Below are 26417 nucleotides of genomic sequence, written 5' to 3'. Positions count from 1 at the left end.
CATTCTAGCGCCGACGACCACTGATGCGCACCCAGCCGTCGCGATCGGCAATCGGGTCGAGGTCGAAGTCCTGGGCATAAGCGGCAGCCACTTGCGCGCCTTGTTCGGCCAGGATCCCCGAAAGTGCCAGGCGGCCGCCGGGCTTGACCAGGGCGGACAGCTGAGGCGCCAGGGAAACCAGGGGGCCGGCGAGGATATTCGCCACCAGCACGTCGGCCTGGACCTGCGGCAGGTCTTGCGGCAGGTACAGCGGGAACAGCGCTTCGGCGATGTGGTTGCGCCCGGCGTTGTCACGGGAGGCTTCCAGGGCCTGGACGTCGATATCGGTCCCGACCGCTTCCTTGGCGCCCAGCAGCAGGGCGGCAATCGCCAGGATCCCCGAGCCGCAGCCGAAGTCCAGGACGTTGCAGTCCTTGAGTTCCTGGCCGTCGAGCCATTCCAGGCAGAGTGCGGTGGTCGGGTGGGTGCCGGTGCCGAAGGCCAGGCCCGGGTCGAGCAGCAGGTTGACCGCGTCCGGTTCCGGTGCGGCGTGCCAGCTCGGGACGATCCACAGGCGACGGCCGAAGCGCATCGGCTCGAAGTTGTCCATCCAGCTGCGTTCCCAGTCCTGGTCCTCGATCACTTCGCTGTGGTGTTCGGGCAGGGGCGAGCCGGTCAGCAGTTCCAGGTGCGCGAGCACGCTGGTCGCTTCGGTGCCGCCTTCGAACAGGGCCAGCAGGTGGGTGTGGGACCACAGCGGGGTGGTGTTGAGTTCCGGTTCGAAAATCGGTTGATCTTCGGCATCCATGAAGGTGACCGAAACGGCGCCGACTTCGAGGAAGGCGTCTTCGTAGGTTTCGGCTTGTTCCGGGCTGATGGCCAGGCGTACTTGCAGCCAAGGCATGGCGGGGCACCTTTGCAAAAATGGAGTGTGCAACCGCGTGGGGCTGCGAGAAACGCGCAAGTCTACTTGAGCCGCGCCCTGGACGGTATTCAAAAACGACAAGGCCGCAATTAAGCGGCCTTGTCGGTCGGATCACGCACTCACTACAACATCTGTAGGAGCGAGCTTGCTCGCGAAAAAATCGTCAACGATAACGCGGCCCTGTTGAATGGCCGCCGCTATGGCGTCGGATCGCGAGCAAGCTCGCTCCTACAGTACAGTGGTTTATTGATTAGCGAGCTTATGTTCCAGGTAGTGGATGTTCACACCACCCTTGCAGAAGCCTTCGTCGCGAACCAGGTCGCGGTGCAGCGGGATATTGGTCTTGATCCCGTCCACCACGATTTCGTCCAGGGCGTTGCGCATGCGCGCCAGGGCTTCGTCACGGTCCTTGCCGTAGGTGATCAGCTTGCCGATCAACGAGTCATAGTTCGGCGGTACCGCATAACCACTGTACAGGTGCGAATCGACGCGAACGCCGTTGCCGCCCGGAGCGTGGAAGTGCTTGACGGTGCCTGGGCTCGGGATGAATTTCTTCGGGTCCTCGGCGTTGATCCGGCATTCCAGGGAGTGACCGCGGATCACCACGTCGTCCTGGGTGTACGACAGCGGGTTGCCAGCGGCGATGCTGAGCATCTCCTTGACGATGTCGATCCCCGTGACCATTTCCGATACCGGGTGTTCCACTTGCACACGAGTGTTCATCTCGATGAAGTAGAAGCTGCCGTTCTCGTAAAGGAACTCGAAGGTGCCGGCGCCACGGTAGTTGATGTCGATGCACGCCTTGACGCAGCGGGCGAAGACTTCCTGGCGGGCTTTTTCATCAATGCCCGGGGCCGGTGCTTCTTCCAGTACCTTCTGGTGGCGGCGCTGCAGCGAGCAGTCGCGGTCACCCAGGTGAATGGCGTGGCCCTGGCCGTCGGACAGCACCTGGACTTCCACGTGACGTGGGTTGGTGAGGAATTTTTCCAGATACACCATCGGGTTGCCGAACGCTGCACCGGCTTCGGTACGGGTCAGCTTGGCCGAGGAGATCAGGTCTTCTTCCTGGTGCACCACACGCATGCCGCGACCACCACCGCCACCGGCGGCCTTGATGATCACCGGGTAGCCGACTTCACGGCCGATGCGCAGGGCTTCTTCCTCGTCTTCCGGCAGTGGGCCGTCGGAACCGGGAACGGTCGGTACACCGGCCTTGATCATGGCGTGCTTGGCCGACACTTTGTCGCCCATCAGGCGAATGGTGTCCGCTTTCGGGCCGATGAAGGCAAAACCGGAGTTCTCGACCTGTTCGGCGAAGTCGGCGTTTTCCGCGAGGAAGCCGTAGCCCGGGTGGATCGCCGTGGCGCCGGTCACTTCTGCTGCCGCGATGATGGCCGGGATGTGCAGGTAGGACTGGGCGGCAGGCGCCGGCCCGATGCACACGGATTCGTCCGCCAGGCCCAGGTGCATCAGCTCCTTGTCGGCCTTGGAGTACACGGCAACGGTCTTGATTCCCAGTTCCTTGCAGGCGCGCAGGATCCGCAGTGCAATTTCACCACGGTTGGCAATCAGGACTTTTTCCAACTTCGCAGGTTTCGACATCGTTGTCTCTCCGCGCTTCAAACGATGGTGAACAGCGGTTGGTCGTACTCAACCGGCTGGCCGTCTTCGACGAGGATGGATTCGATCACACCGCTGCTTTCAGCTTCGATGTGGTTCATCATCTTCATGGCTTCGACGATGCACAGGATGTCGCCTTTCTTCACGCTCTGGCCGACTTCGACGAAAGACGGGGAAGCAGGCGAGGCCTTGCGATAGAAGGTACCGACCATCGGCGAACGGGCAACGTTGCCGTTCAGTGCCGGAGCGGCTGCCGCGACTGGAGCCGCTGCCACTGGTGCTGCTGCCGGAGCGGCGACCGGTGCTGGCATCGGTGCCGGAGCGTAGTACTGCTGCGCCGGGGTCTTGCTGTGGCGGCTGATGCGTACGGACTCTTCGCCTTCCTTGATCTCGAGCTCGTCGATACCGGATTCTTCCAGCAATTCGATCAGTTTCTTAACTTTACGGATATCCATTAATCGTCAACTCCCAAGGGTCGGTCAGGGGTGTTTAGCCTGTGATTCAAGCTGTTCCAGGGCGGCCTCCAGGGCCAGTCGGTAACCGCTGGCGCCAAGGCCGCAGATCACTCCCACAGCAACATCTGAAAAGTAGGAGTGATGGCGGAAAGGTTCGCGTTTGTGCACGTTCGACAAATGCACTTCGATGAATGGGATGCTCACCGCCAGCAGCGCGTCACGTAATGCGACACTTGTGTGCGTAAAAGCCGCTGGATTGATCAGTATGAAGTCCACGCCTTCGCCACGGGCGGCGTGGATCCGCTCGATCAGTTCGTACTCGGCGTTGCTTTGCAGGTACAGCAGATGGTGCCCGGCCTCGCGGGCGCGGCGCTCCAGGTCCTGGTTGATCTCGGGCAGCGTCACCGCGCCGTAGACACCCGGCTCGCGGGTGCCGAGCAGGTTCAGGTTGGGTCCGTGCAGAACCAGTAGGGTCGCCATCGGTTGTTCCTTGTTGTTCATGTGCAGTTGTCGGTGCGGGCCGACTATGCCGGAAAGCTTTGGCGACTGTCCAGTTACCTGCAATAGCCAGCACGATGTCCGATGTTCGCGCGAAGTTTATGACTGATTTGTCGGATCTGGTCATTCGTCGCGGCGACCGGTTCGCCGAAGTTCGCGGCAGCGCCGCTGCCGATGACCGCCGCCGCGGCGATTTTGCTGCCGTTGCGGGTATCCGGGTGGGGTCGAGAGAGGGGCCCGTGGTGTGGGTTCAGACGCGGAAGGCCTGCACGGCGGTGCGCAACTGCCCGCCCAGCACCAGCAGGTGTTCGCCCTGGCTGCGACCTTCGCCGATACGCAGCAGGTTGTCGCCACCGAGCTGGTGAATCCGCTCGCTGTGATCGCGAATCTCGCTGACCGCGCCGCTTTGCTGGGCGGTGACATCGGCGATGCGCACCGCGGTCTCGGCGATGGTCTGGATCGCCCCGACAATCTTGTCCAGTGCACCGTCCGCCGCCTGGGCCTGGCTGGCCGTGGCTTCGGCATGTTCGACTTGCGCGCGCATGCCTTCCACCGACTGTCGCGCCGCGCTTTGCAGGCCGGCGATCAGGCTCTGGATCTCGCCCGTAGCCCCGGCCGTGCGTTGTGCCAGGCTGCGCACTTCTTCGGCGACCACGGCGAAACCACGGCCCATTTCCCCGGCGCGGGCGGCTTCGATCGCGGCGTTGAGGGCCAGCAGGTTGGTCTGGTCGGCAATCGAGCGAATCACCGTCAGTACGCCGCCGATGGTGGCCGATTCCTCGGCGAGTTTCTCGATCATCTGCGCGTTGCCCTGGACTTCACCCACCAGCGCGTGCAAACCGGTCAGGCTCAGGCCGATGACCTGCTGGCCGTGTTCCACCGCGCTGCCGGCGCTGCGGCTGGCATCGGCGGCCTGGCTGGCGTCGCCGGCCACTTGCTGGATGGTCGCTTCGAGTTCGCCGAGGGCGTCGCGAATCTGTGCGGTGTCGCCGGCCTGGCGTTCGGCGCCGCTGTGCAGGCCGCCGCTGAGGTCGGCCAGGGCGCGGCTACTGCCAGCGACTTCCTCGGCGTTCTGCCGGATGGTTCCCACCAGGTCCACCAGATAGGCGCGCAGGCGGTTCAGCGAGGCTTCGATATCGTGCAGTTCACGGTTGGTCTTGCCCAGTTGGATATCCCGGCTGAAATCGCCTTCGGCCCAGGTCGAGAGCGCCGGGGCCAGGTTGGTCAGGACCCGTGACAGCTTGCGTTGCAGGGTGTCGATCAACAGAGCGATCAGCAGGATCAGGCCAATCATCAGGCCCTGCATCATCCGCACGTCGCTCTGGATCTTGCCATGCTGGGCGCGGACCACCGGCTCCAGCCCGGCAATGGCCTGTTGCACGGCATTGATCTTGAGGTGGGTCGCCGTCGCCAGCTCCGAGCGGCGCTGGATCTGCTCGCGGGTCCGACCCAGTTCCGCCGGGTAGCGGCTCAGCAGGCTGTGGAGTTCGCGCTTGAGGTCGACGCCGGTGTCCTGGACCACGGCCTTTTCGGTGTTTTCCAGGCCCATCATGGCACTGAAATCGTCGGTGCTGGATTCGCTGCTGGCGGTCACGCCGAGCAGGGGCAGGGCTTCCAGTTGTTCGGCCTGGCCGCGGATGCTCGCCAGTTCGCGTTCGACATCGGTGGCCAGTTCGCTGCGTCCGCTGCTGACCAGTTTGTCCCGTGCCAGGCTCAGCTTGGCCAGGTGTGATGAGGCCGTCAGTAACAGGGGCAGGTAGGCGGCCGCTTCCGGGCCCTTGGCCTGGGTGGCGTATTGGCTCAGTTGTTCCAGGTTGCCGCCCAGTTCGCGTTCGGCCTGGAGCAGCAGGGCTTGTGGATCACCGGCCAGCTTGCCAGCGGCGAGCAGGTCGGTCTTGCTGAAATCGTTCAGGGCGGCAAGGCTTGGATGCAGGGCCGCGGTCATGTCCGGCGACAGGACATCGAGCTGTTTTTCCAGCTGTTCGATGGCCTGGCTTGCACTGCTCAGGCGCAAGGCGTCGCCGCTGCCCAGGTAGTCTTCGATATTACGTGCCACCTGGTTCTGGAATTGTTGCGACAGACTGAGGTAGCGCTCCATCAGTTGGTAGGGACGTTCCAGCGCCTGTTGCGACCACCAGAGCGTGGCTCCGAGCGCCAGGCAGACGGCGACGAGCAACAGAGTGTTGAGATTGGTCAGTAACTTCAGGCGCATTCAGGATTCTATCCACGACAAATAGTGGTAAGTGCCTGAAGTTATTGCGGTTTTGTTACAGAGTCATGACGGAGTCAGTGGGATCCGATGAAAAGCTGGCACTTTGCCTTGCCGCTTGCACGCGATTGCGTCCGGCATGTTTGGCGCGGTAGAGGGCTTCGTCGGCCTGGCTGGCCATCATCAGGCTGTCGGACTCGGCCTGCAGTTCGACCACCCCGGCGCTGAAGGTGCACCACAGGTCCTGGGGCTGCGCCGGGTAGTGGATTTCGGCAAAGCGCTGGCGAATTTCATCCAGCACTTTATAGGCTGACTCGATATCGGTATCGGGCATGACGATGGCGAATTCTTCGCCGCCGTAACGGCCGATAAAGTCGGTCTTGCGCAGGCGTTGCTTGAGAAACAGCGCCAGGCTCTTGATGACCCGGTCACCCATGGGGTGGCCGTGGCTGTCGTTGACCCGCTTGAAGTGATCGATATCGAGCATGGCGAAGCTCAGCGGCTTGCTTTCGCGGCGGGCGCGGAAGCTGCAGTCTTCGAGCAGTTGCAGGATATGGGTGTGGTTGTACAGCCCGGTCAGGCTGTCGCGGACCATCCGTGCCTTGAGGTTGCGGGCCCGGGCCGCGCGGTTGCGCACGGTGGTGATCAGGTGCCGTGGCTTGATCGGCTTGGTGAGGAAGTCGTCGCCGCCCTCGCTCATGGCGTCGAGTTGCTTGTCCAGGTCGTCCTCGGCCGACAGGTAGATGATCGGCACGCTGACATAACGGTCGTTGTGGCGGATCACCTTGGCCAGTTCCGTGCCGGTACAAGCCGGCATGTACATGTCGAGGATGATCAGGTCGGGCTGGAAGTCCGCGAGTTCGGCCATGGCCTGGATCGGATCGATCAGGGTCCGGGTGACGATGCCGGCGCTGTTGAGCAGGCGTTCGGTGTGCAGCGCCTGGGCCCGTGAGTCGTCGATGATCAACACCTTGTACGGATCGTATTGGGCGATGCAGGTGAGGACTTCGATCTTCTCCAGCAGGCTCGACGCTTCCAGGGTCCCGGTGAGGAACTCCTGGCCGCCGGCGCGCACGGCGGCCAGGCGGGTCGGGGTGTCGGTTTCGTGGAGACTGAAGAACAGCAGCGGCAGTTTCTGTTCCAGGCCCAACTGCGCTTCGGCGGCCAGGTGCAGGCCCATGCCGGCGCCGCTGAAGTCGACGTCCATGACAATAGCCGAAGGCAGGCGCTCGGCCATCGAGGAGCGAAACGCGGCGACACTGTCCAGGGATTGGGCGCTGAGACCGAAGAACTCCAGTTGCTTGGCCAGGCGTTCGGCACGGTCGTGGTCTTGCAGCATCACGTAGACCGGTCTGCGCAGTGGCGGCAGGAAGGTGTGTTCGAGTTGGTCACCGTGGCGCAGGCCGGTCCGCGACAGGCGCTGCATCAGGCGGTTGAGTTCGGTGATCGGGCCGCTGCTCAGGCGTCCGCGGTTGGCCTCGACCTCTTCCAGGGACTGGCCGATATGGCGGGCCAGTTGGGTGTGTTCAGGTTGTTCGAAGCGTTCGGCGAAGCGCAGCAGGCGCAGGTTGGCTTCGCTCAGTTCGGACATGTCGGCGCTCGACCATTCGCTGCGTTGCAGGCGTTGCCAGATCTCGAGGATTTGCCGGGCCTGATGAATGACCCGCTGGGCAAAGTGCTGCTTGAGGCGCTCGCGGCTGGGGTCTTCTGGCTCGGTCATGTCCTGACTACTAGTTAGGGGAACGGCTGGGGTCGACTGATGGCTCTATGCTAGCAGCTCTTTTCGTCAATGGCGGTGTCATCCGTCAATTAAGCAGATTCATTTGGTGACCCATGGGTTTCGCCGGGTTGGATCCCACAACAAGACCGGAGAGGTCGTATCGAGGAGGCGTCCCGCCGGGGCTTGATTTATAGTGCTCGCACGGATGGCAACGCTGCCGTGTCCTTGACCTTGCGCAACAACAGGAAAGGCACGATGGAGCAGGGTTGTGGTCGAACCGATGAATTCAGGAAAAGGATAGAGCCATGCTGGACTGGAAAAAACGCGAAGGCAGCGCGTCGGAGCGTGCCGCCGAACCCAAGTCGGCGCCCCGTGGTTACTTTCGTGGGATGCTGTTCAGTCGTGCACTGGCGACCCTGCTGGGTTTGTACCTGCTGACCACGATCCTCATCGGTTGGTACTGGAGCCAGGAGCCGCCGCTGTTTGCGGTGCAGCAGAACGCCCAGATGGCCGCCGAGAAGGAAGGCCGCAAGATGGTGGTCGGCTACACCACGGTGGAAACCCTCAAGACCGTGGCCGGCACCTTGCTCCACAAACCCGGTGGCTACCTGTCCAACGACCGCTTTCCGCCGGGCGTCTGGCTGGACAATATTCCCAGTTGGGAGTACGGCGTGCTGGTCCAGGTCCGCGATATGACCCGTGCCATGCGCAAGGACTTCGCCCGTTCCCAATCGCAATCGGCTGAAGATGCGGACCTGGCCAAGGCCGAACCGCGCTTCAACTTCGACAACAAGAGCTGGATGCTGCCGTCCAGTGAGTCGGAATATCAGGAAGGGATCAATTCCCTGAGCCGCTATCAGGCCCGTTTGTCCGATCCGAACCAGAACAACGCGTTGTTCTATGCGCGCGCCGACAACCTGAACAACTGGCTGGGCGATGTGGCGACCCGTCTCGGCTCGCTGTCCCAGCGTCTGTCGGCCAGTGTCGGGCGGGTCAAGCTGAACACCGCGCTGAAAACCGAAAGCGTGATCCCGGGGCAAGTACCGCAGGTCGATGAGGAAATCGTCGAAACCCCGTGGTTGCAGATCGACAACGTGTTCTATGAGGCTCGCGGCCAGGCCTGGGCACTGTCCCACCTGCTGCGCGCCGTTGAAGTCGACTTCGCCGACGTCCTGGCGAAGAAGAACGCCACGGTCAGCGTGCGTCAGATCATCCGTGAACTGGAGGCCTCCCAGCAGCCGATCTGGAGCCCGATGATCCTCAATGGCAGCGGTTTCGGTATTTTGGCCAACCACTCGCTGGTGATGGCCAACTATATTTCCCGGGCCAACGCAGCGGTGATCGATCTGCGTCAACTGCTGAACCAGGGTTGAGTCATGGATAACGCTGCAAAGGAAGCCCTGCACCGCGCCGCCTCGGACGCCGAGCAGATCGCCTGGGTCGACGCCGATGACCAACTGCTCGGCGCCCTGGCCCGGATCGAGTTGCGCGAGCGCGGCCTGATCGGGCGGGGGACCTATATCCTGCTGTTCAACTCCGCCGGTGAGCTGTGCGTGCACCGACGGACCTTGAGCAAGGCCATCTACCCGGGGTATTGGGATGTGGCCGCCGGCGGCATGGTCCAGGCCGACGAAAGTTATGCCGAGTCCGCTGCCCGCGAGCTGGAAGAGGAGTTGGGGGTCAGTGGCGTGCCGCTGACCGAACACGAGCACTTTTTCTTCGACCAGCCGGGCAACCGTCTCTGGTGCGCGGTGTTCAGTGCGGTCTGGGACGGGCCGCTGCGGCTGCAACCGGAAGAGGTTCTCGAGGCGCGTTTTGTCTCGATTGACCAGGCCCTGGGCGAAACCCTGGAAAAGCCCTATTGCCCGGACTCCCTGGCAGCGTTGAAACGTTATCTGCAATAACACGGCAGCGACGTCGCAAAAGCTTCATCAATTGGCGCTGTTTGGCTATTGGGCCGAGGGCTTTTTGCCGTTACACTGCGCGACTTTCAAAGCTGCGGTGGCGTTGCCCGCTGCAGTTGCGCTGCCCCTGCCTGAGTGGGGCTTCGCGGTCGCAGGCCCCTCCCGGGGGTGTGACCAGTCTTTTAGTCCTCCCAAGAGGATTGCCGGTGGCCAAAAAAGCCGCATCCTTCGCCGCCCTCGGTGGCCTGGTGTTCTCCACCGACGCAGGTCGACATTGCCCGGACTGTAGCCAGCCGGTGGCTGCCTGTATCTGCAAACAAAGTGTTCTCCCTGCCGGTGATGGCATTGCCCGCGTGCGTCGCGAAAGCAAGGGGCGTGGCGGCAAGACGGTGACCACCGTCACCGGCGTGCCCCTGGCCGAAGACGCCCTCAAGGACCTGGCGACGGCGTTGAAGAAACGCTGTGGCACCGGTGGCGCCTTGAAGGATGGCGTCATCGAGATCCAGGGCGATCACGTCGAGTTGCTCCTGGCTGAGCTGGAGAAACACGGTTTCAAGGCGAAGAAGTCCGGCGGCTAGCAGCCTCTGTGAAAACCACTGTGAAGTTGACCTGCCGGCCCGGATGAACGAAGCCGGGCTGTCGTCCCCATGGTTTTCACAGAGCCTGTTCCCGAACAGTTTCTAGGCTCCGTACGAGAACTCGCCGAGCGGCGATCAGGCAAGGCGAAAACAGGCGAGGAAGCAGAGTTTAGTCCACTAAATGAGCATTCCGAGCCTGTTTTCAACGCAGCATGATCGTCGCGCAGGCAGTTATCGTACTGAGCCTAAACTCGGTGCCGGATTCAGGGTCTGAGTTCCCTGCATGCAGGCGAATCGTCATTTTCATTCTTTAGACTGCGCGCAGCCTGGACCCAGGTGGCGCTATTTGACTTCTTTATAGGGGACTTCGATGTCCGTACGACGCACACGCAAAGACGATGGCAGCCAATGGACAGTTGCGGACAGCCGCAGTGTTTATGGGATTCGCCATTGGGGGGCCGGGTATTTCGCGATCAGTGACGCCGGTCGCGTCGAGGTTCGTCCGAACGGTCCGAGCAGTTCGCCCATCGACCTCTTCGAGCAGGTCGACGAACTGCGCAAGAGCGGTTTGTCCTTGCCGTTGCTGGTGCGCTTCCCGGATATCCTGCAGGACCGCGTCCGCCAACTGACCGGGGCCTTTGACGCTAACATCGAGCGTCTGGAATACCAGAGCAAGTACACCGCGCTGTACCCGATCAAGGTCAACCAGCAGGAAGCGGTGATCGAGAACATCATCGCCACCCAGAACGTCTCCATCGGCCTGGAAGCCGGTTCCAAGCCGGAACTGCTGGCGGTGCTGGCCCTGGCGCCGAAGGGCGGCACCATTGTCTGCAACGGCTACAAGGACCGCGAGTTCATCCGCCTCGCGCTGATGGGCCAGAAGCTCGGTCACACGGTCTTTATCGTGATCGAGAAAGAGTCCGAGGTCGAACTGGTGATCGAAGAGGCCGCGGCCCTCAAGGTCAAGCCACGGATCGGCCTGCGGGTGCGCCTGTCCTCCCTGGCCTCGAGCAAGTGGGCCGATACCGGCGGCGAGAAGTCCAAGTTCGGTTTGTCGGCGGCGCAGTTGCTGTCGGTGGTCGAGCGTTTCCGCGATGCCGGCCTGGACCAGGGCATTCGCCTGTTGCACTTCCATATGGGTTCGCAGATCGCCAACCTGGCGGACTACCAGTACGGCTTCAAGGAAGCGATCCGCTATTACGGCGAGCTGCGCAACCTCGGCCTGCCGGTGGACCATATCGACGTCGGCGGCGGCCTGGGCGTGGACTACGACGGTACCCACTCGCGTAACGCCAGTTCGATCAACTACGACATGGATGACTACGCCGGTGTCGTGGTCGGCATGCTCAAGGAGTTCTGCGATGCGCAGAACCTGCCGCATCCGAACATCTTCTCCGAAAGCGGCCGTTCGCTGACCGCCCACCACGCCATGCTGGTGGTGCAGGTGACCGACGTCGAGAAGCACAACGACGACGTGCCGCACATCGACAACCCCGAGAACCTGCCGGAAACCGTGCAGTGGCTGGTGGAGTTGCTGGGGCCGACCGATATCGAGATGGTCACCGAAACCTACTGGCGCGCCACCCACTACATGAGCGACGTGGCCACCCAGTACGCCGACGGCAAGCTGACCCTGGCCGAGAAAGCCCTGGCCGAGCAATGCTACTTCGCTGTGTGCCGGCGCCTGCACAACTCGTTGAAGGCCCGTCAGCGTTCGCACCGTCAGGTGCTCGACGAACTCAACGACAAGCTGGCCGACAAGTACATCTGCAACTTCTCGGTGTTCCAGAGCCTGCCGGACACCTGGGCCATCGGCCAGGTCCTGCCGATCCTGCCGCTGCACCGTCTCGACGAAGAGCCGCTGCGCCGCGCCGTGCTTCAGGACCTGACCTGCGACTCCGACGGCAAGATCAAGCAATACGTCGACGAGCAGAGCATCGAAACCAGCCTGCCGGTGCACGCCTTGAACGAGGGTGAGGACTATCTGTTGGGGATTTTCCTGGTGGGTGCCTACCAGGAAATTCTCGGTGACATGCACAACCTGTTCGGTGATACCGACTCGGTGAACATCTACCAGAACCCGGATGGCAGCGTTTACCACGCCGGTATCGAAACCCATGACACCATCGAGGACATGCTGCGTTATGTGCACTTGTCGCCGGAAGAGCTCATGACCCACTACCGCGACAAAGTCGCCAGCGCGAACATCAGCGTCAAGGAGCGTACCCAGTACCTGGACGCCCTGCGTCTGGGGCTGACTCGCTCTTCGTACCTGTCTTCATAAGGCGGCGCCAATAGTTCCCGGGAAACGGCCTTGTTTGGATTTGGTTTTTTCCTGGGATCTTGTAGGCAATGTCTTTTTGTCAAAAAACCACCCTCCGCGGTGGTTTTTTTATGCCTTGAAATCAAGATCACGGCTTCCCTTATTCTGTGTTTTGCGTAGGTCTTTTCTCTAACGTTGTTTCAGCCCTCTACTCGGCCTTGTCTCTCGGGGAGAATCCCGATTGGGTGCCATGTAATGAGGAAAGCCAATGTTCGATCCAGTCAGCGAGCCGTTTTTTCGGCTGGATGTCGCGGGCTTGTCCCATCCCCTGATCGTCACGGCCTTTACCGGCACGGAGGCGATCGACGAGTTGTTTACCTTTGAGCTGGATGTCCTCGACGAGGAAGGCGAGTTGGACCTGGCCGGGTTGATGTACCGCAGTTGCTACCTGGCGCTGGGGGCTGAAAACGCCGGTTTTCACGGGCAGATACAGGGTGTCAACCTGACGCTGCGGGGCTTGGCACGGGGGCATTGTCGGCTGTCCCTGGGGCCGCAACTGGGTTGCCTGGCGCAACGCGTAAGCCGGCGACTGTTCCAGCACTGTTCGGTCCCGATGATCATTGCCCGGGTCCTCGGGGAACATGGCCTGGGCGACGACGCCGTGCGTTTTTCGCTCAAGGGCCACTATGCCCGGCGTGCCTATTGCGTGCAGTACGAGGAGTCGAGCCTGGCGTTTGTGCAGCGACTCTGTGCCGAGGAAGGTATCCACTATCACTTCCAGCACAGCCGCAATGTGCACTTGCTGGTTTTTGCCGATCATCAGGGGGCATTTCGGCGGGGGCCTCGAGCGCGCTTCGCTCACGAGTCGGGCCCTGGCGTGCTCGACTTTTGCGTCACGCTGGCCGACAGCAGCCGTCGGCGTGGCGGGCGCGGGGCCCAGGTGGCGGAAGGTGAGAGCGATCTGCCGGGTCTGGCCAGCGGCGCCTACCTGCCGGTTTCGGATCACCCCTGTGCGGCGTGGAACCGTTTATGGCTGGTCACCCGACTTTGCCATCGTGGTGACAGTCTGCCCGGCGAGTCCGCGGACCTCGGACCGAAAGTGCGCTACAGCAATGCCTTTGCAGCGACATCCTGGGAGGTGGCGTTTCGTTCTCGAAAGCGCTGGCCCGGCCCGGTGTTGTCTGGCTTGTTCCGGGCACAGGTGGTCGACCCCGATGGGCAGGGGACCTTTCGCGATACCGAGGGGCGGGTGGCGGTGTGCATCGAGGTCTTTTCCCTGGGTAGCGCCGCGCCACAGGTTCCCTGCTGGTTGCCGCTGGCCCGCTCGCTGCAATGTGAGAACGAGGAGAGCGGCTCGGCACTGACGGTGGGGACGCCGGTGTGGGTACGCTTCCGGGGTGGCGACCCGCGGGCGCCGTGGATTGTCATGCGTGGCGATGCGCGGTTGCCGGCGCCGCTACCCGTTGTCGCGCAACGTCCGCGACGGGAGCCGATTCTCGAGTCACTGCATGCCGGTTATCCGCTGGTGCTGCTGTGCGGGCACCCCATGGACGGCCGCGAGTGTCATTGCCGGTGGCAGGATTGCACCTGCCGGGGCGTATTCTCGCGCCGGGGTACATTATGACGAGCCAGTGGCTGTTGCTGGATGTTCCCGGCGCACCGGGGGTGGTCGACGCCCTGAAGGAGCGTTACGCGCACTACCTGGCCTACAACCTGTTCGAAGGCACATCGTTTCAGGGGTTGGGTGACGTCACTCCGCGCCTGTTGCAACTGGCCGGGGATTGCCCGTTGAGCCGCCTCAGCCAGGCCAACCCGAGCCTCTGGCCCGGCTTGTACCTGCGCACCCGGGCGCCGGTGCAGGTGTTACTGGCACATCTGCGGCAGATACTGGTGGTGGGGTTCGACGAGCAGCATCGAGGCTTGCTCAGTTACTACAACCCGCAGACCGCCAGCTATTTTTTCGACTCATCGGATCCGCGCGAACTGAGCGCCTGGCTCGGTCCCATCCATTCCCTGTATTGGCATGGCGGGACCTGGGCGGACCGGGCGATTGGCAGTGTCGGCTGGCAGCAACTGTTCAACCCCGGGTTGGAGACTCCCACCCTTGATGCGCCGCCGCTCCTGAGCAGTCGCCAGCAGCGCCGCCTGCAGACCTGCCTGCTGGAGCGTCACGCCTATCAGTGGAGCCGCTGCAGCGGGCATGAGTACGACCGGACCTGGTGCCATGTCCAGGAGGGCATTGCCCAGGGGTTTCGCGAGTACGGCCTGCTCGATGGCTGGTTGCACCTGCGTGCGGAATATCCTGCTGCGCCTATTCCGACGGACTCGTCGGCGGACTCTCCTGTCGAGCGTCTGGAAAACCTGCGCCGCGCCTGGAGTGCAGGCCAGGGTTGATGCCGGCGTGTTCGGCTGCAGGGCTCCAGCGCTATCTGGGTTATTTCTTGGAGCTGTGCTTGAAGATTCGATACCCGATGTACGCCAAGAGGATGATCACCAGGGGAGGGACTAATGAAATCATGACCTCCTGCGACGAACTGATCGGTATGTCCGGATAGAAGTCCTGATGGTGCCGAACGACCGCGAACCATATGATCGATAAAATCAGCGAAACTTTTCTAGCCTTGGCGGTAGCTTGCAAAAGATTGGTTGTATCTTCTTTCATATGGCTGCTCCTGATGTTTGGCTTGTTCGGCCCGCTACTCAAAAAGCGTAGCCAACTCCGATTTTCAAAGTTGTATCATCGGTCTGGCTGCTTGGCATCCATACCCCCTCTCCGTTCTGTGCTCTGTGCGTTGCACTGCTGCCATATTTAAAGGACGTGTAATCGATGCCCACGTTTCCATGAAAATTTTTCGTGAATGCATAGTCTGTAGATAAGCCGACTTTATACAGATTGGAGTCACCAAGTGCGCCAGAAAAGGCAGTAGGGCCATTCTGATGATAGTCTGCCGCGAACGTGCGCCCGATCAAGGCATTGGCAGTCAGCACCAAACGAGAAAAGGGCGAGTATTGGGCGAGCGTGCCGACGCCATACCAGTTGTGGGTAAAGGTTGCGTCAGAACTGGATTTTATCTGCTGTTCATGACGGCCAAGTTCGCCGTAAGGAGTGATCATGAACGCCCCGTCAAACGCAAAACCTTTTCCCCATCGCAGACTGTAGTCGGAAATGGTTGAGCCAACCTGTCCCGACGCGGTGCCGTAAACTCGGGTTGGCTTGAGTACGCCCTTGTAATCGGTATCGCCGTCGCTCTTGCTGTACTGCAGTTGAAGATAGTCGTTATCCAGCAACACATCATTCATCATGGAAAAAGACAATGAAAATCCGGGAATATGACCGCTTTCCGTATAAAATTTTCCGGCAAGACTACCTCCTCTCCCGTCGTTGGTTTCCTTATAATCGACTTTCGTGGAAATGGCCTGGATATCAAACTGGTTGTTCGATGCCTTGATGTCGTCTGTTCCGGCAAATGCCGTCGTGCACACAGCGGCAGTGGCGGCAAAGATTGCCATCTGATGGATTTTCAATTTGTTCCCTCAAGTTAAAAACTACAATAACCAACCGGCCGCAAACGGTGAGGACGGCCACGATTGGCTATATTTTTCATAGGTACTGTTGCTGGCGCTCGGGACAGCCCCAACAGGTGCCTGAGACGCTTGGCACCGACGGCGAGACCCGCGAGTTGGATGATGGCGGCGAGTTGAGGCAATGTCACTGTTTTCACTTCCTGTGGGTTGTAGCGTCTCAGGCGAAACGCTGCTCCTTGCCTTACAATCAGACATCTCAACTCAATAGCATTCACGAAAGGTGTAAGTGCATCGTTCTATGACAAGCACGACGAACTCACTTTGAGCTGGTTAATACCTGCAAAGGTGTTGTGGCTAAAATCCAGATTGACCAAAAGCTTTAAGTGAATACCCGTTTAAGTTGGGTATCAAAAAGCCATCAAAGGCTAGCACCTATTACGTTCGAGAAGAAGCGGGCTTTTCTCCGCCAATATTTATGGGTGGGCACGTGCGGGAAACAAATTCAGCCAAGATGATTTGTATCAATTAATAAATATTAAGGTGCGCGTGGATACCTCTGGCGGGCCCTGCTGAGTTGATTGGTCAAGGTTCTTAGTGGTCGTGGCCGTTTCTTAACTGAATCGCAAAGTAACGATTTTCCTACAATAGGCTCGTGGGCTTCTATCCGGCAGGCCTGTAAAGCTGCCTCCCGAGCAAGGAATACGTCCTATTCCCTTCAGTCCGGAATTGATAACTTCAACCCTTGTTCAGCATTGGTTCAGTTTGGTCGGCAACAGGGTTCGTTTCCCGTTCGGGACGTTGATTGTTGCGGCGATGCTAACTCAGTTGGAGGTCCCGCCGAACCAGCCGTCATTGCGCCGCAGTTTCGCAGCGTAGAGACCCAGGATCAGGCTGCGTAGGGCCATGAACAGCAGGAAACTTATCCACAGGCCGTGGTTGCCAAAGCCGCTCAGCAGCCAGGCGCAAGGCAGGCTGAGGAGCACGCTGAGCAACATGCTGTCGCGCATTTCCCGGGCGCGGGTCGCGCCGATGAATAAACCGTCGAGCAGGTAGCTCCACACGGCGATCAGCGGCAACAACGCCAGGTATGGCAGGTAGCCGAAGGCGGTGTCGCGCACACTGGGAATGTTGGTCTGCATTTCGACGAACAGGTGCCCACCGAACAGGAACAGCAGGGCGAAGCCCAGGCTCGCCAGCAGTGACCAACCGGCCGCGACCACCAGGGAGCGGCGCAGGGTGTCACGGTCACGGGCGCCGATGGCATGGCCACAAAGTGCTTCCACGGCATGGGCCAGTCCATCCAGGGCGTGTGCGGTGAGCAACAGGCCATTGAGCAGCAGGGCGTTGGCCGCCACGGTGGCGTCGCCCAGGCGCGCGCCCTGGACGGTGATCAGGAAAAACACCGATTGCAGCGCCATGCTGCGAATGAAGATATCGCGGTTCACCGTCAGCAACGGGCGCCAGCTCTGCCAGCGCTTGAGTGCCGCCCAGGCGATCTGCCCGGGGTAGGCGCGCAGGGCTTTGCCGGTCAGGCTCAGGCCGAGCAGGGCACCGGTCCATTCGGCGATCACCGAGGCCCGGGCCGAACCGACCACGCCCCAGTCCAGGCCGAGGACGAACCACAGGTTCAGGGCAATATTCACCAGGTTGGTGGTCAGCAGGATGGCCAATGGCGCCCGGGCGTTCTGGGTCCCGAGGAACCAGCCGACCAGGGCATAGCTGGCCAGTGCCGCCGGCAGGCCGAAGAGTCGGGTGTGGAAAAATGCCAGGGTCAGTTCGTGCAACTCGGGCGACGGCTGCATAAGGCTCAAGGCCAACCCACTGAACGGTACGGCGATCATCCCGAGGAACAGCGCCAGCCCCCCGCTCAGCAACAGCCCTTGGGCAAGCACCTGGCGTAATGCCGCGCCATCACCACGTCCGGCGGCCTGGGCGGCGAAGCCGGTGGAGCCCATGCGCAGGAAACCCATGGCCCAGGCAAGAAAGATATACAGGCTGGCGCCGACCGCCACCGCGCCGAGTTGATGGGCATGGGGCAGGTGGCCGATCACACTGCTGTCGACCAGCGCGACCAGGGGCACGGAAATATTCGACAGGATCATGGGCGCGGCGAGTGCCCAGACCCGGCGGTGGGTCGGGCGGTCTCGCCAGTCAGCGATCAGGGAGGACATGCCGGCGACTCGTCAGTGAATGATCCAGCTCAACAGCCAGAGTCCGAGTACCAGCCAGATAATGCCGAGGATGATCGAGGCCCGCATGAAGGCGCGGACTGCCGAGTAGAGCAGCATCAGGCCGAAGATCAGGATCAGGATGCTGAAGAACGAGGGGCTCATACCGAGGGAACGAGCGAAGCCGTCGATAAAGTTGCCGCCGGCATGGGGCAGCAGGTGGAAGAAGCCGCTGAGGCCATCAATGATAAAGCGGATGACCGAGCCCAATGCTTGGCCCAGCCATTCGAAAAAACCTTCTACCTGCATAGGGACCCCTGATGAATAAACCGACGGCGTGCTGCTTTAGCAGGGAGCAGGTTTTACAGGCGCACCCGAAGGTTGTCCAGACCGTGTATCAAGAGGGGTTGACCAGATGCATCCTGGGCTGCGGAAACAGGTTGTTGAGGGTTTCCAGCAGGCGCACGTGGTAGATGGGTTTACGGAACAGGTCCAGGACCTGGAGCCGCAACATGTCGCTGACATCGTCCATGTCGGCGTGGCCGGAGGTCACGATCACCGGCAGGTGCTGGCGCGAGGTGTGTTCACGCAGGCGCTTGATCAGCGACATGCCACTTTCTTCGGGCATGCGCAGGTCGGTGATCACCAGGGCGATATCCGGGTGATGGGTCAGGTGCGAGAGGGCCAGCTTGACGGAGGTGGCGGTGAAGCAGCAAAAGCCTTCGCCCTCCAGCAGTTCAGCCAGTTCCAGCAATGCGTCCTCTTCGTCGTCCACGAGGAGGAGCTGTTGACGTGGGGGGGAAGAGGCGTTCATGGACGATTCCTTTCACTGAGTTCGTTTCTTAGTGTAGCGCCTCTTGGAATGGATGAGGTGAGGGGTTGATCAGGTCGTGATGGCGCCCTGAATAGCGGTAAAGATGCCGTTGATCTTGCCGCTGATGGGGGTGATGAAAAAGGAGAGGGCAAGCGCGACCATTGCGGCCACGAGGGCATATTCGATACCGGAGGCCCCATCCTTTTCTTGAAGGAATATCTGCAGTTTTACAATCAGTTTGAGGATCGCTTCGTGCAACATCTGGTTTCTCCTTACGCCTGGAAAACGCCGCTGGAGCGGGCTTGCCACGGGTTTTCTTAGCTCACTATCAGCATTGTCAACAATAAGCCGCTCTACAACTGTAAGAACGATTTAATCACAAAGTATTGGTTTTAAGGCTGGCGCCAGAAAGTCATTATTTTTCCACTCGTTCGGGGGATATTTTCCCTTCAGTAATGGCGTTTTGTCCTAGCTGCGCTACCTTCCAATAGCGAAATAGTTGATGTTCATAGCTGCCTGATTGCGAAGGTCCCAGGGGCCTTGGGCGTAGCAGGAAAGGGAGAGCCTTCATGAACAGTCGCGTTACCCTGGGGTTGGCCGCCCTGTTGTTGATCGCAGCCGTTGTGGTCGGTTACTGGGGCTTGAAGCTGAGCCGTCAGCCAGCTCCGGTGGTACCTGCCGGTGCAGCCGTGGTTGCACCTGTGGAAAAAAACGCGACTAACGCAGAGGACGCGCTTCGTCAGTCAGTGGTGGTGCTGGCCCATGATGTTCCAGCTTTTGTTCCCCTGACGGCAGCCGATCTGACCGTAGAGCGACTACGCACGGCGCCGGCCGGTAGCTTGAATGCCTTGCAACAGGCTGTCGACCGTATTCCCTGGCGCCCCTTGAAGGCTGGCACCTGGCTCAGCGAAGAGAGCTTTGCGGCCGGTGGCCCGCTGGCGCGGATGATCCGCCCCGATGAGCGTGCACTGGCGGTGGCTGTGGATGAGGTGATTGGTGCCGGCGGCCAATTGACACCGGGAGACTATGTCGATGTCCTGTTGTTCCTGCGTCAGGAGGGCGGCAACCCGCAACAGTCGGCCCAGGTGGTGGTGCCGGCGATACGCTTGCTCGGTGTCGGCGACCAACTCGGCTTGACCAACGATGGCTTGCCGGCTTCGCCGCCACTCAGCGTCGGGGAGCGCTTGCCCCAGGGCTCACGCCCGTCCGGTGCCCATACGGTGGTGCTGGCGGTGCCGGAGCCCCTGCTCAGCCGCCTGATGCTCGCCACCCAGGTCGGTACGCTGCGCCTGGCGGTACGCAGTGCTGACGAGCATCTGCTGCCACGTTACTGGGCCGGGGAGAGCGCTGCCGCCAGCATCGAAAACACCAATCGCAGTCTGTTCCAGTTCAACCAACTGGCGTTGGCCGATGCGCCCCGGAACCAGGCGGCGGCGGTTCCGGGGGCGGTCCCCGGGGCGGCAAAAAACCACGGGATCGAGGTGATCCGCGGTAATCAAGTCACTCAACAAACGCCCTGATCTGTACGCAAGGAAGTCGTGGATGAATCGATGTGTATCGAGATTAAAACCCATGCTCGGGGCTCTGATACTGGGGAGTTTAGGCTGGGATGTGGCCCAGGCGGCATCGAGCGCTTGTGCTGCTATCGGGCCATTGCCCGCCGTGCTGGAAGTCGGTGAAGGTCTGCAACAGGAATTGCGCTCGCCGGTGGCGATCACCCGCCTGGCGGTCGGCGATGCCAAGATCGCCGATGTACATCCCAACGGTAACAACGCCTTCCTGCTCACCGGCATGGCGCCCGGCGCCACCAGCCTGATGGTCTGGACCGCCTGCGCCAGTGAGCCACGTCAAAGCATGGTGTTTGTCCAGGGCAAGGCCACTGCGAGCCTGACCACGGCGTCCACCTCGCCGTCGGCGGACCCGTCCCTGCCCAGCCAGGTGCAGACCGATATCCGCTTTGTCGAAGTCAACCGGACCAAGCTCAAGGAGGCTAGTAGCGCCATTTTCGGCCAGGGCGGCAACTACCTGTTCGGCTCCCCGGGCACGATAGTGACCAATGCCACCACCGGCGTCGTGTCCGGCGGCTTGCCCCTGGACAACACCAGTTTCAACCTCGGTTTTGGCGGTGGGCGGGTCAAGGCCTTGATCAATGCCCTGGAGGGCAGCGGTTTCGCCTACACCCTGGCGCGTCCGAGCCTGGTGGCGCTGAGCGGGCAGAGCGCGAGTTTCCTGGCCGGCGGCGAAGTCCCGATTCCGGTGCCCAGCAGTGGCAGCAACACGGTTTCCATCGAATACAAGGAGTTCGGTATTCGCCTGACCCTCACCCCGACGGTGATCAGCCACAACCGCATCGCCCTGAAGGTGGCGCCCGAGGTCAGTGCGCTCGACTACAGCAATGCCGTGACCATTTCCGGCACCGCGGTACCAGCGTTGACCATCCGCCGGACCGACACCAGCATTTCCCTGGCCGATGGCGAAAGCTTTGTCATCAGCGGCCTGATCAATACGAGCAACAGCTCGCAGATCAACAAGTTGCCTGGCCTGGGGGATATCCCGGTGCTAGGGGCTTTTTTCCGCAACTCAAGCATGAAGCGCGAGGAGCAGGAGTTGCTGATGATCGTCACGCCGCACCTGGTCCAACCCCTGGCGGCAGATGCCCGCTTGCCCAGCCTGCCGGGGGAAGGATTGCGCGAATACGATCCGAACTGGTTCCGCCTGTTCTTCCTGGATAACGGCGACTACGACCGCCGCAGCGGGTTATCGAAATGAGCCAGAGCCTTAGCCAGACCTTTCTGGCAATCACCCGCAACGCCACTGACCTGGAATGGCTGCAAGGCGCCCTGGCCCCTCTGGGGCAGGTGGTCAGCGCCGGCGGTAGCCTCGACGAACTGCTCTCGCTGGTGGATGTCACCTTTGCCAGCCTGATCTTTGTCGGTCTGGACCGGGAAAACCTGGTGGCCCAGAGCGCCCTGATCGAAGGCGTGCTGGAGGCCAAGCCGATGCTGGCCATCGTCGCCCTTGGCGACGGCATGGATAATCAGCTGGTACTCAACGCCATGCGTGCCGGGGCCAGGGATTTCGTCGCTTACGGTTCGCGCTCCAGTGAAGTGGCCGGTCTGGTACGACGCTTGAGCAAGCGTCTGCCGGCGGTTACCCCAAGTACCCAACTGGGTGGCTTCACCGTCCTTTATGGCGCCCAGGGCAACGCCGACGGCGCCTTGCTCGCCAGCCACCTGGCGCTGGTGGTGCAGAAGAGTGGCCAGCAGACCCTGCTGCTGGACCTCGGCCTGCCCCGGGGCGACAGCCTGGCCTTATTGGGGTTGGAAAGTTCGTTCCATTTCGGCGATGCCCTGCGCCATCTGCGCCGCCTGGACGCAACCTTGATGGACAGCGCCTTCACCAGCGCCGAAGCGGGCCTGCGCATCCTCGCCTACACCAGCACCGACGAGCCTCTCAAGCGCACCAGCGCGGCTGAGCTGTACATGCTGCTCAGTGCCTTGCGTCAGCATTTCCAGCATATCGTCGTCAACCTGGTGGGACAGCCCGACAGCGAGGCCTTGCGTACCTTTGTCAGTCATTGCGACAAGCTGCTCTGGTACACCGACCAGAGCGTGCTCGATTGTCGGCGCAGCCTGGCGGTGCTCAATCTCTGGCGGGAAAAGGGCATGAAACTCGAGCATGCCCGCCTGCTGGTCGACCGTTACCTGCGGGGTGTTTCACCGGACTCCGAAACCCTGGGCAAGACCTTCGGCCTGGAGGTGATTGCCGTGCTGCCGTATAGCCCGGAAGTCCGGCTGAATGCGAAGAACCAGGGGCAGACGCTGTTCGAACTGTCGCCCCGGGAAGCCCTGACCCAAGGCCTGAAAACCCTCGGCGAGCGCCTGGCGAAACGTTCCCAGGGCCTGACCAAGACCTCCGAAGGCTGGTTCAATCGGCTCTGGGGGCACAAGTAATGGTAGAGAAACTGTTCGGTGGACAATCGCGCAGCGGAACGGGCAATACCGACCACGATGGCCTGAAACTGGTGCTGCACCGCTACATCATCGATGCCATCGAGGAATCGGGAAAGAACCTGCTGGAGGGTTCGCGCCCGGTCCTCGCGCAGTTCGTCATGGACAAGGTTGGCGAGTATGTCTCGCGTTTGCACCTGGCGGTGTCGCGTTATGAGATGGAGCGACTGGCGGAGGAGATCGTCGACGAGCTCACCGGTTTCGGGCCGCTGGAGGTCCTGCTGCGCGACAGTTCCGTGACCGAGATCCTGGTCAACGGTCCCCATCGGGTATTTATCGAGCGTGATGGTGTCCTGCACCAGAGCGACCTGCGTTTTATCGACGACCACCATGTGGAGAGGGTGATCCAGCGGATTCTCGCGCCCCTGGGCCGGCGCCTGGACGAGTCCTCGCCGATGGTCGATGCACGGATGCCCGACGGCAGCCGGGTCAACGCGATTATTCCGCCCATCGCGCTCGACGGCCCGTGCCTGTCGGTCCGAAAGTTTCGCAAGGACATGCTCAAGAGCAGCGATCTGGTGGCGATGCAGACCATCGATCAGGCGATTTTCGAATTTTTCCAACTGGCCGTGGGCAAACGCTGCAATATCCTCATCAGCGGCGGCACCGGCACCGGCAAGACCACCCTGCTGAATATCCTCAGCCAGTTGATCAACCCCCATGAGCGACTGGTCACCATCGAGGACGTGGCCGAACTGCAGCTCAACCATCCCCATGTGGTGCGCCTGGAAACCCGCCCGCCGAATGCCGAGGGCCATGGTGAGGTGAAGTCCAGCGACCTGATTCGCAACGCCCTGCGTATGCGTCCCGATCGGATCATTCTCGGCGAGATTCGCGGCGTGGAAGTGCTCGACGTACTGACGGCGATGAACACTGGCCATGATGGGTCCATGAGCACCGTGCACGCCAACAACGCCCAGGATGCCCTGTTGCGCCTGGAAACCCTGGTGGGGCTGACGGGGCGGCAGATCGGCGAAAAGACCCTGCGGCAGATGATCTGCGCGGCATTGGATGTGGTGATCCAGCTGACCCGCCTGCCCGACGGCCGCCGTTGTGTCAGCGAAGTGGTGGAGGTGCTGGATGTACGCGAGGACATCTATGTCACCAACACCCTGTTCCGCCTGGACCGGCGCAATGCCTACGGGTTTCTGCGCGACGCGGTGAACCCGGGCGGTGAGAAGTTGCGCCGTGATTCGCCCGTGTCCTTCGGTTAAGGAGGCGCGCCAATGTTTGTTTCCGTGTTGCTCGGCCTGATCAGCCTGCTGATGCTGGCACTGTCGATACGTCTTTTCTATACGAGCATGCGCAAGACCGGCAACGAACGGGTGCTGAGCCGTCTGGGCCAGGCCCAGCCGGCCTTGGCGCCGGCGACCAGTACCGCGCAGAACCGCCTCGATCGGCTGTTTGTGAGGGCCGGCCTGAACCGCCCCGGTGAGCGACAAGGGTTCTGGTTGGGCATCTGGGTGCTGTTGGTACTGGTGGGCGGCGTGGAGGCCGGCGGGATCGGATTGCTGGTGATGCTGGTGTTGCCGCCCCTGGTCTTGCGCCTGTACCTGGCCTGGCGGTATCGGCGTCGTGTACGGCGGATGGTCGAGCAACTGCCATCCCTGCTCGATCATGCGGTGCGCAGTCTCAAGTCGGGGCGGACCCTGGCGGATGCGATCCTGGGGGGGATCGAGGCGTCTACCAATCCGCTGCGGGAAGGCATGGGCCGGGTACGTCGCAACGTTGAACTGGGGGTCGGCCTGGCGGATGCGGTGCATGACTTCGCCGAGTTCTATGAACTCGACGAGTTTCGTTTCCTGGCCCTGGGGTTGAAGGTCAACCACCGCTACGGCGGTAACGCCAGCGAGTTGCTGGAAAACCTGATCAAACTGATTCGCGAGCGCGAACAGGCTGCCCGGCAACTGCACGCCATGACAGGGGAAACCCGCATGACTGCGGTGGTGCTGGCGCTGCTGCCGGTGGGGATGGCGGGCTATTTTCTGATTGCCAACCCGGGGTACCTGCTACACATGTGGGATGACGCCAGCGGTCGGCAAATGTTGCTGGTAGCGTTCGGCTTGCAGGTGTTCGGTTGCCTGGCGTTGTGGCGCATGTTGCGGAGCGTGTGAGATGGCGATCCTGGCCAGTGTCCTGCTGTTGCTCGCCGCCGTGACCCTGGTACTGGGCCAGTGGTTGCAGCGACGCCGGCGTGAGCGTGCGGTGACCCAGCGTCTGCAAGGCCACATGAGCCGCAGCAATCGTTTCGGCAGCCTGTTGCGCAGCCTGGGCGAGTCGCGTTTCGGCCAGCGTTCGATCAGCATGGATAACGAGACCCAGACGTTGCTCAATCGTGTCGGCTGGCGCAAGGCCAGTCAGCGTTCGTTATTTGCCGCCAGCCAACTCGGTCTGCCGCTGCTGGCGCTGGGTCTCGCGTTGCTGGTGGAGGAGGTGGCGTTTTCCGATAGCTCATCGCCCTGGATCGCCCCCTTCATGGCCTTGGCCGCCGGCTATTTGTTTCCCAAGCGCTTGCTGGTGATCCTGGCCCAGCGCCGACAGCAGCAGGTTGTCCTGGAGGTATCGACCTTTATCCCGTTGCTGCGGATCCTCTTCGAGTCGGGCATGGCCGTGGAGCAGGCGTTGCGGGTGCTCTCCCAGGAGGGCCGGGAGTTGCTGCCGGTGGTGAGCGAGGAACTGAGACTGGTGCTGGTGCGGGTCGATTCGGGCCTGGAGCTGGGTGAGGAGTTGAACAAGGTGGCCGGCCTGTTGGCGGTGGACGAGTTCGATGATATCTGCGTCATTCTTCAGCAACTGATCCATCAGGGCGGCGGGGCGATGAAGTCGTTGCTGGCCCTCAAGCAATTGCTTGATGACCGGCGCCTGACCCGTCTGCAGGAGTACATCTCGAAGATGTCGGCGAAGATGTCCGTGGTGATGATGGTGTTCCTGTTTCCGGCGTTGTTGATCGTCCTCGCCGGGCCAGGCTTTACCGCCTTGGCCAAGGCCTTTAGTACATTCTAGGAGGAGTGGGATGAAAGCATTGATTGGCGCGCTGGTGATGCTGGCGCTGGGAGGATGTGCCGGCGATGGCCGCGCATCCTGGGCGGCGCTGACGGGGCAGGGCGGCAGTTGTGCCAAACCGGATGCCGACCAGGAGCTGTCATTGAACCTGGCGGACGACATGGCGGGTGAGGGCAAGCTGCACGCCAGCCTGGCCAACCTGCAAAACCTGCCGGAAAGTCTCGACGCTGTGCGCTTGCGCAAGGCCCGGGTTTATCGTCAGTTGGGCCGCAGCGAGGCCGAGCCGCTGTACCGCAGCCTGCTTGGGACCTGCCTCGCGGCCGAAGGTGAACATGGCCTCGGGCAACTGGCGGCGGCCCGTAACGACAATGGCCTGGCGATGGCGCATCTGCAGCGGGCGGCGCGCTTGTCACCCACTGACGAGAAGATTCGCAACGATCTGGGGGTGGTCTATCTCAACCAACTGCGACTGGAGGATGCCCGTTTCGAGTTTCTGACCGCCATCGAGCTCAAGCAGTCCGATCCCTTGGCGTCGGTGAACCTGGTGACCTTGCTGCTCTACCAGGACAATTGGAAGCAGGCTGCCGAACTGGTCACCCGCATGAACCTGACGCCCCAGCAGTTCAGCGAAGCCCAGGCCCGGGCCCAACAGCTCAAGAGCGGTGCCGGCGCGAGTGGTCGGGCCGCCAGTGATCGGGTCGCGGCAAGGCAAGAGGCGCCTGCCGAGGCCAGTGGTGTCCGTTAAA

General features: G+C 61.6%; 25 protein-coding genes. 13 read left to right on the top strand and 12 right to left on the bottom strand.

The genetic code is table 11. The annotated features are described in order from the left end of the window. Positions 1–4: 4 nt before the first annotated feature. The 6 genes from prmA to HX866_RS10225 all read right to left on the bottom strand — a co-directional run bounded on the left by prmA (position 5) and on the right by HX866_RS10225 (position 7406). Positions 5–883: a 50S ribosomal protein L11 methyltransferase gene (prmA, locus tag HX866_RS10250; protein WP_177124191.1), complete on the bottom strand. Its 879-nt coding sequence runs from the start codon at positions 881–883 to the stop codon at positions 5–7. 264 nt (positions 884–1147) lie between these two features. Next, the gene (gene accC / locus HX866_RS10245) at positions 1148–2506 is read right to left on the bottom strand and encodes an acetyl-CoA carboxylase biotin carboxylase subunit (RefSeq protein ID WP_177093432.1); all 1359 of its coding nucleotides are present in this window, start codon (positions 2504–2506) and stop codon (positions 1148–1150) included. Positions 2507–2523: 17 nt separating this feature from the next. Next, entirely contained in the window at positions 2524–2979 is a 456-nt protein-coding gene (accB, locus tag HX866_RS10240) for an acetyl-CoA carboxylase biotin carboxyl carrier protein (RefSeq protein WP_177093431.1), read from the bottom strand. A gap of 24 nt (positions 2980–3003) precedes the next feature. Beyond that, on the bottom strand, positions 3004–3459 hold the full coding sequence (gene aroQ, locus HX866_RS10235) for a type II 3-dehydroquinate dehydratase (RefSeq protein ID WP_040063984.1): 456 nt from the start codon (positions 3457–3459) through the stop codon (positions 3004–3006). A 268-nt stretch (positions 3460–3727) separates the two neighbouring features. After that, positions 3728–4771: a methyl-accepting chemotaxis protein gene (locus HX866_RS34730; protein WP_371318732.1), complete on the bottom strand. Its 1044-nt coding sequence runs from the start codon at positions 4769–4771 to the stop codon at positions 3728–3730. Positions 4772–5744: 973 nt separating this feature from the next. Continuing rightward, complete coding sequence (locus HX866_RS10225) at positions 5745–7406, bottom strand: response regulator (RefSeq protein WP_177093429.1); 1662 nt, start codon at positions 7404–7406, stop codon at positions 5745–5747. A 305-nt stretch (positions 7407–7711) separates the two neighbouring features. On the opposite strand from HX866_RS10225, the gene HX866_RS10220 reads away from it, so the two are divergent. From HX866_RS10220 to HX866_RS10195, 6 genes are all read left to right on the top strand, one after another. Beyond that, the gene (locus HX866_RS10220) at positions 7712–8779 is read left to right on the top strand and encodes a DUF2333 family protein (RefSeq protein WP_177093428.1); all 1068 of its coding nucleotides are present in this window, start codon (positions 7712–7714) and stop codon (positions 8777–8779) included. 3 nt (positions 8780–8782) lie between these two features. Continuing rightward, the gene (locus tag HX866_RS10215; RefSeq protein ID WP_177093427.1) at positions 8783–9310 is read left to right on the top strand and encodes an NUDIX hydrolase; all 528 of its coding nucleotides are present in this window, start codon (positions 8783–8785) and stop codon (positions 9308–9310) included. Between the two features lie 206 nt (positions 9311–9516). Beyond that, complete coding sequence (locus HX866_RS10210) at positions 9517–9888, top strand: translation initiation factor Sui1 (protein WP_177093426.1); 372 nt, start codon at positions 9517–9519, stop codon at positions 9886–9888. 370 nt (positions 9889–10258) lie between these two features. Then, positions 10259–12172, top strand: a complete 1914-nt coding sequence (gene speA, locus HX866_RS10205) for an arginine decarboxylase (RefSeq protein WP_177093425.1) — start codon at positions 10259–10261, stop codon at positions 12170–12172. Between the two features lie 247 nt (positions 12173–12419). Then, positions 12420–13775, top strand: a complete 1356-nt coding sequence (locus tag HX866_RS10200; protein ID WP_177124188.1) for a contractile injection system protein, VgrG/Pvc8 family — start codon at positions 12420–12422, stop codon at positions 13773–13775. Continuing rightward, positions 13772–14545: a DUF4123 domain-containing protein gene (locus tag HX866_RS10195; RefSeq protein WP_177139411.1), complete on the top strand. Its 774-nt coding sequence runs from the start codon at positions 13772–13774 to the stop codon at positions 14543–14545. Before HX866_RS10200 ends, HX866_RS10195 begins: the two co-directional genes overlap by 4 nt. A gap of 40 nt (positions 14546–14585) precedes the next feature. Here HX866_RS10195 and HX866_RS10190 read toward each other — a convergent pair whose 3' ends face one another. From HX866_RS10190 to HX866_RS10165, 6 genes are all read right to left on the bottom strand, one after another. Next, positions 14586–14813: a hypothetical protein gene (locus tag HX866_RS10190; RefSeq protein WP_177139409.1), complete on the bottom strand. Its 228-nt coding sequence runs from the start codon at positions 14811–14813 to the stop codon at positions 14586–14588. Between the two features lie 38 nt (positions 14814–14851). Next, complete coding sequence (locus tag HX866_RS10185; protein ID WP_177105429.1) at positions 14852–15676, bottom strand: porin; 825 nt, start codon at positions 15674–15676, stop codon at positions 14852–14854. A gap of 821 nt (positions 15677–16497) precedes the next feature. Further along, positions 16498–17847 carry an MATE family efflux transporter gene (locus HX866_RS10180; RefSeq protein ID WP_177139407.1) on the bottom strand — a complete coding sequence of 450 codons (1350 nt, stop codon included), beginning with the start codon at positions 17845–17847 and terminating at the stop codon, positions 16498–16500. A 12-nt stretch (positions 17848–17859) separates the two neighbouring features. After that, complete coding sequence (locus tag HX866_RS10175; protein WP_177139406.1) at positions 17860–18153, bottom strand: hypothetical protein; 294 nt, start codon at positions 18151–18153, stop codon at positions 17860–17862. 88 nt (positions 18154–18241) lie between these two features. Continuing rightward, entirely contained in the window at positions 18242–18658 is a 417-nt protein-coding gene (locus HX866_RS10170; protein WP_100944299.1) for a response regulator, read from the bottom strand. Positions 18659–18727: 69 nt separating this feature from the next. Further along, complete coding sequence (locus HX866_RS10165) at positions 18728–18919, bottom strand: Flp family type IVb pilin (RefSeq protein WP_177105431.1); 192 nt, start codon at positions 18917–18919, stop codon at positions 18728–18730. 308 nt (positions 18920–19227) lie between these two features. Here HX866_RS10165 and cpaB point away from each other — a divergent pair, with 308 nt between their 5' ends. Genes cpaB through HX866_RS10130 form a run of 7 tightly spaced genes read left to right on the top strand, consistent with a single transcriptional unit; the run spans position 19228 to position 26416 of the window. Then, on the top strand, positions 19228–20178 hold the full coding sequence (gene cpaB / locus HX866_RS10160) for a Flp pilus assembly protein CpaB (protein WP_177139404.1): 951 nt from the start codon (positions 19228–19230) through the stop codon (positions 20176–20178). A gap of 52 nt (positions 20179–20230) precedes the next feature. After that, on the top strand, positions 20231–21427 hold the full coding sequence (locus HX866_RS10155) for a type II and III secretion system protein family protein (protein ID WP_256261567.1): 1197 nt from the start codon (positions 20231–20233) through the stop codon (positions 21425–21427). Continuing rightward, complete coding sequence (locus HX866_RS10150) at positions 21424–22611, top strand: AAA family ATPase (RefSeq protein WP_177093415.1); 1188 nt, start codon at positions 21424–21426, stop codon at positions 22609–22611. Before HX866_RS10155 ends, HX866_RS10150 begins: the two co-directional genes overlap by 4 nt. Continuing rightward, positions 22611–23882 (top strand): CpaF family protein, encoded by a 1272-nt coding sequence (locus HX866_RS10145; protein ID WP_177093414.1) that lies wholly within the window; start codon positions 22611–22613, stop codon positions 23880–23882. The genes HX866_RS10150 and HX866_RS10145 overlap by 1 nt, the downstream gene beginning before the upstream one ends. A 12-nt stretch (positions 23883–23894) precedes the next feature. Next, positions 23895–24782 carry a type II secretion system F family protein gene (locus HX866_RS10140; protein WP_177139402.1) on the top strand — a complete coding sequence of 296 codons (888 nt, stop codon included), beginning with the start codon at positions 23895–23897 and terminating at the stop codon, positions 24780–24782. 1 nt (position 24783) lies between these two features. Beyond that, positions 24784–25671 carry a type II secretion system F family protein gene (locus HX866_RS10135; protein WP_177105435.1) on the top strand — a complete coding sequence of 296 codons (888 nt, stop codon included), beginning with the start codon at positions 24784–24786 and terminating at the stop codon, positions 25669–25671. Positions 25672–25681: 10 nt separating this feature from the next. Then, positions 25682–26416: a hypothetical protein gene (locus HX866_RS10130; RefSeq protein ID WP_177093411.1), complete on the top strand. Its 735-nt coding sequence runs from the start codon at positions 25682–25684 to the stop codon at positions 26414–26416. Position 26417 lies beyond the last annotated feature (1 nt).

It is taken from the genome of Pseudomonas gingeri, from assembly GCF_013386165.1.
GTDB classification, from domain to species: domain Bacteria; phylum Pseudomonadota; class Gammaproteobacteria; order Pseudomonadales; family Pseudomonadaceae; genus Aquipseudomonas; species Aquipseudomonas gingeri_C.
This window is presented reverse-complemented; position numbering and strand designations above follow the sequence as displayed.

Excerpts from the sequence above, each read along its gene's own strand:
- HX866_RS10220 (WP_177093428.1), top strand. The coding sequence starts at position 7,712 with ATGCTGGACTGGAAAAAACGCGAAGGCAGCGCGTCGGAGCGTGCCGCC.
- HX866_RS10180 (WP_177139407.1), bottom strand. The coding sequence starts at position 17,847 with ATGTCCTCCCTGATCGCTGACTGGCGAGACCGCCCGACCCACCGCCGG.
- HX866_RS10190 (WP_177139409.1), bottom strand. The coding sequence starts at position 14,813 with ATGAAAGAAGATACAACCAATCTTTTGCAAGCTACCGCCAAGGCTAGA.
- HX866_RS10175 (WP_177139406.1), bottom strand. The coding sequence starts at position 18,153 with ATGCAGGTAGAAGGTTTTTTCGAATGGCTGGGCCAAGCATTGGGCTCG.
- HX866_RS10195 (WP_177139411.1), top strand. The coding sequence starts at position 13,772 with ATGACGAGCCAGTGGCTGTTGCTGGATGTTCCCGGCGCACCGGGGGTG.
- cpaB (WP_177139404.1), top strand. The coding sequence starts at position 19,228 with ATGAACAGTCGCGTTACCCTGGGGTTGGCCGCCCTGTTGTTGATCGCA.
- HX866_RS10165 (WP_177105431.1), bottom strand. The coding sequence starts at position 18,919 with ATGTTGCACGAAGCGATCCTCAAACTGATTGTAAAACTGCAGATATTC.
- speA (WP_177093425.1), top strand. The coding sequence starts at position 10,259 with ATGTCCGTACGACGCACACGCAAAGACGATGGCAGCCAATGGACAGTT.
- HX866_RS10130 (WP_177093411.1), top strand. The coding sequence starts at position 25,682 with ATGAAAGCATTGATTGGCGCGCTGGTGATGCTGGCGCTGGGAGGATGT.
- accB (WP_177093431.1), bottom strand. The coding sequence starts at position 2,979 with ATGGATATCCGTAAAGTTAAGAAACTGATCGAATTGCTGGAAGAATCC.
- HX866_RS10140 (WP_177139402.1), top strand. The coding sequence starts at position 23,895 with ATGTTTGTTTCCGTGTTGCTCGGCCTGATCAGCCTGCTGATGCTGGCA.
- aroQ (WP_040063984.1), bottom strand. The coding sequence starts at position 3,459 with ATGGCGACCCTACTGGTTCTGCACGGACCCAACCTGAACCTGCTCGGC.
- HX866_RS10135 (WP_177105435.1), top strand. The coding sequence starts at position 24,784 with ATGGCGATCCTGGCCAGTGTCCTGCTGTTGCTCGCCGCCGTGACCCTG.
- HX866_RS10225 (WP_177093429.1), bottom strand. The coding sequence starts at position 7,406 with ATGACCGAGCCAGAAGACCCCAGCCGCGAGCGCCTCAAGCAGCACTTT.
- HX866_RS10200 (WP_177124188.1), top strand. The coding sequence starts at position 12,420 with ATGTTCGATCCAGTCAGCGAGCCGTTTTTTCGGCTGGATGTCGCGGGC.
- HX866_RS10170 (WP_100944299.1), bottom strand. The coding sequence starts at position 18,658 with ATGAACGCCTCTTCCCCCCCACGTCAACAGCTCCTCCTCGTGGACGAC.
- HX866_RS10155 (WP_256261567.1), top strand. The coding sequence starts at position 20,231 with ATGCTCGGGGCTCTGATACTGGGGAGTTTAGGCTGGGATGTGGCCCAG.
- HX866_RS10150 (WP_177093415.1), top strand. The coding sequence starts at position 21,424 with ATGAGCCAGAGCCTTAGCCAGACCTTTCTGGCAATCACCCGCAACGCC.
- HX866_RS10145 (WP_177093414.1), top strand. The coding sequence starts at position 22,611 with ATGGTAGAGAAACTGTTCGGTGGACAATCGCGCAGCGGAACGGGCAAT.
- HX866_RS34730 (WP_371318732.1), bottom strand. The coding sequence starts at position 4,771 with ATGATTGGCCTGATCCTGCTGATCGCTCTGTTGATCGACACCCTGCAA.
- prmA (WP_177124191.1), bottom strand. The coding sequence starts at position 883 with ATGCCTTGGCTGCAAGTACGCCTGGCCATCAGCCCGGAACAAGCCGAA.
- HX866_RS10215 (WP_177093427.1), top strand. The coding sequence starts at position 8,783 with ATGGATAACGCTGCAAAGGAAGCCCTGCACCGCGCCGCCTCGGACGCC.
- accC (WP_177093432.1), bottom strand. The coding sequence starts at position 2,506 with ATGTCGAAACCTGCGAAGTTGGAAAAAGTCCTGATTGCCAACCGTGGT.